The organism is Pseudoalteromonas sp. AWM4_233 (assembly GCF_056158285.1).
Genome location: NZ_JBSWSZ010000146.1, coordinates 1 through 3,343, shown reverse-complemented (window position 1 = coordinate 3,343; position 3,343 = coordinate 1). Strand labels below are relative to the sequence as shown.

The window sequence follows — 3,343 nt, the reverse complement described above, 5'->3', positions numbered from 1 at the left end:
AAGGTTAACGACGGTTAGATTCACCTCTTACACAGCACCTGCTTGGTTGCGCTTCATATTGCAAAGTACTATCCACAAAAGGTAAACAAAGTAGTGCTAATTGCCTCAACGCCGTTTTTTGCTGAATCAGATAGTTGGTCAGGTATTAAGGTAGAGGTGCTAGAAAACTTTAAAGCGCAATTGCTTGAGAATAGTGCAAAGACTATAGAACGTTTTTTAGCGATACAAGCTATGGGGTCAGAACACGCTAAGCAAGATGTTAAACAATTAAGAGCTTGGTTATTAGAAGCGCCAGAGGCAAACTCCGAAGCGTTGAGTTCTGGGCTCGATATTCTTTTAAATGATGATTATCGGAAGGTTTTTAGCACGCTCGAACAGCCAATATATGGCTTATTTGGGAAGTTAGACTCTTTAGTGCCAAGACGAAGCATTGCTAAAATGAAGGCCTTAAACGTTAACTTCCAAGCAGAGGTTTTATCAAAAGCGTCACATGCGCCTTTTATTTCACATCGAGCTGAAAGTTTAAATTTCCTAAAATCAGTACTTTAATAAAAAGCGGCAAAAAATTGCCGCTTTTTACTGCCGAAAACTTTATTTTGTACCATGTTTGCGCAATAATTAAGCTATAGGTGCTGTGTAAGAGGTGAATCTAACCGTCGTTAACCTTAGCAATACGTTTTATCGTCACTTCGTTCAGTTACGTATTGCTAAGGTTAAATGGACTTTGGTAACTTCCTGCGTCAGCACCTCCCACCGTACCTGACGTAAAAACGGAGATGGGCCTGTTCATCAATATCGAGTTCATTTTCGTACCATTCGGCAGCTTCTTCGGTTACAGTTAAATTCATATCTCAGCTCAACTCCTGTCATTAAAAATCATCTATATCCTGCTATATCCGTAAAGAGGAGAAGGTAAACGTTCCGTCTCCGCTTTACTTGTCTGCGTGTTCTTTTTTCATCGGTACAGGGTCGAATCCACCCGGATGGAAAGGATGGCATTTTAAAATCCGCCGCGCCGTCAGCCATGTTCCTTTAAAAAAGCCAAAGCGCTTATAAGCCTCAAGTCCGTATGAGGAGCAGGTAGGCTGAAAACGGCAGCTCGGTGGAAAAAAGGGGCTGATTCCCTTTTGATAAAAACGGATCATGCCGATCATGACCTGTTTCATCGTTCTTCCTGTGTACGCTCCAGCTTCTTGTCGTAGCTCAAGGAAGCCACTGCGTCGTGAAGGTGAATCGATTCCTCATTCCGGCACTGAACTTCAAAGGATTCCACAAATGGATATTCATACAGATCGGCAGCGACAAGACGGACGATATCCTCGACAAACCGAGGGTTCTCATAGGCCTGCTCCGTGACCATTTTCTCATCCGGACGTTTGAGCACCGGGTGGATCCTGGCACTTGCATTGCTTTCAGCGGCTTCCAGCAGGGCAGCTTTCCAATCGATCTCCTGTTCATTGAAGTCGTCTGTCAGTTTGACCGTCATCGTCACATTCCCGCGTTGATTGTGCGCACTGTACTCACTGATTTCCTTCGAGCATGGGCACAGCGTCGTAATTTTCCCAGTCAGGGATACCGTGACATCATGACTGGTCTCCTGATCGTACTCCACCCGGATAGTGGCATCCGCATGATTCATTCCTGTCAGGTCGGAATAAGGACCTTTCCTCTCAAAGAACCATGGGAAGGTGACTTCCACTTCAGCGTCCGTCTGTTTCAGGCGTCCGGCCAGTTCTTCGGTGAACTGCTTCAATGTTTCAATATCTATGGCAAAACCTTCGTTGTGATATTTATCAAGCTGTTCAGTGAACCGGCTCATATTCGTTCCTTTACTGCCTTTAGCAATCGAGGAACCAAAGGAAAAAGTACCGATGGTCGTTTGAATCTGCGGGGTCATGCTGCTTGGGATACGGATCGGATGCTTCACGTTGGAAATACCGACCATATCAATATCGAATAGAAAATCTTTTCTTGAATTTTGAAGATCAGCCATCTGATCTTTTTCAACGGGTTTCGTGCGCGGACCTGGATCGACAGACCCGAATAATTTATGTCTTTCTTCTTTAGTAGGCAGCTGTTTTGTCTGATTTAGTTCGGTTTTATTCATAGCAAGGACTCCTTTCAGGCCTTCTTTCTATGTCAAAGTATACCTTATGTATTTCTTTAATGACAATGGAATGCTTATGGAAATGTGCCGTCTATCTAGGATGCTTCAATTAAAGAAAGCCTATCCTTGGAGGACAGGCTTTCGTGTTACATCCACGTGATTTTAGGTTCTGTCTTATTGATGATTCTTTTAATATTAGAGCGGTGCCGGTAGATGACAAAAATCGTAAAGACAGATATCACCATCGTCAAGCCATACTCCTGCAGAAGGATGGAAGCTGTTATCCCGACAAGCCCGCACACCATTGAGGAAAGGGATACATATTTGGTCAAATATAATAGGATGAAAAACGATAGCACAAGTACAAGAAACACCAGAGGGTTCACTCCGAGAATCACGCCTCCGGACGTAGCGACGGCCTTCCCTCCCTTGAACCCGGCAAATACGGGATACATATGACCAATCACGGCAAAAATACCTATAATAAGCGGGATGACTTCTGCTCCGAGAAAAAATGGAAGGGCGGCAGCCAGCGTCCCTTTTAAAATATCGGCAATCGTAACGATCAAGCCGGCTTTTACTCCGAGAACGCGGAACGTATTCGTCCCACCGAGATTTCCGCTGCCATGTTCTCTGATATCTGTGCCATAACCCACTTTTCCAACGATCAGTCCTGATGGAATGGAGCCGAGGAGATAGGCGGTAAGGGAATAGAGTAGATATTCCAATAAGTTCAACTCCTTCATTACTTTCTTTTATTTTATCATGACGACGTTGGAGAAAGAACGGAAAATTCTATCAGCTTCTCTTTCTTCCAAGAACCTCTATGTATATGACGGAAAGCTGCAAATCAAACGCCGCAACATCTTATTATACCAATCAGAAAAGTTGTGACAAGGCTTTTCCACCGCTTTTGTGCGGGAAGGTTGAATAATTGCAATAGGTTTCAAGGTGTGTGAATGTGGGTAAATAGTACGGTCTTTAGTTTATGGAGGAAATGCATGATAACTTTTACAGATGTGTCCAAAACGTACCCGGATGGGACGGCGGCTTTAAAACATATAAATCTCGAGGTGAAAGAAGGGGAACTGCTCACCCTGATCGGTCCGAGTGGATGTGGAAAGACAACGACGATGAAAATGATCAACCGGCTCATTCATCCAACTGATGGGACGATAGCGATACATAATAAGGACATTAAAGAATACAACGTTCATGAACTGCGTTGGAACATCG

Annotated in this window: 5 protein-coding genes; 2 read left to right on the top strand and 3 right to left on the bottom strand. The window is 44.0% G+C overall.

The genetic code is table 11. From position 1 onward, the window contains the following. Positions 1-42 precede the first annotated feature (42 nt). Positions 43-549, top strand: a complete 507-nt coding sequence (locus ACXAC4_RS27670; RefSeq protein WP_475168469.1) for an alpha/beta fold hydrolase — start codon at positions 43-45, stop codon at positions 547-549. Between the two features lie 383 nt (positions 550-932). On the opposite strand, the gene yidD is transcribed toward ACXAC4_RS27670, so the two are convergent. The 3 genes from yidD to plsY form a co-directional block, all read right to left on the bottom strand. Next, entirely contained in the window at positions 933-1,166 is a 234-nt protein-coding gene (gene yidD / locus ACXAC4_RS27665) for a membrane protein insertion efficiency factor YidD (RefSeq protein WP_474968591.1), read from the bottom strand. Beyond that, positions 1,163-2,107 (bottom strand): GTP cyclohydrolase FolE2, encoded by a 945-nt coding sequence (gene folE2 / locus ACXAC4_RS27660; protein ID WP_474971429.1) that lies wholly within the window; start codon positions 2,105-2,107, stop codon positions 1,163-1,165. Before folE2 ends, yidD begins: the two co-directional genes overlap by 4 nt. A gap of 146 nt (positions 2,108-2,253) precedes the next feature. After that, positions 2,254-2,853, bottom strand: coding sequence for a glycerol-3-phosphate 1-O-acyltransferase PlsY (plsY, locus tag ACXAC4_RS27655; RefSeq protein WP_474968592.1), 600 nt, complete (start codon positions 2,851-2,853; stop codon positions 2,254-2,256). A 255-nt stretch (positions 2,854-3,108) separates the two neighbouring features. Here plsY and ACXAC4_RS27650 point away from each other — a divergent pair. Continuing rightward, positions 3,109-3,343: ATP-binding cassette domain-containing protein (locus tag ACXAC4_RS27650; RefSeq protein WP_475168465.1), on the top strand; the 235-nt coding region annotated here is incomplete at its 3' end.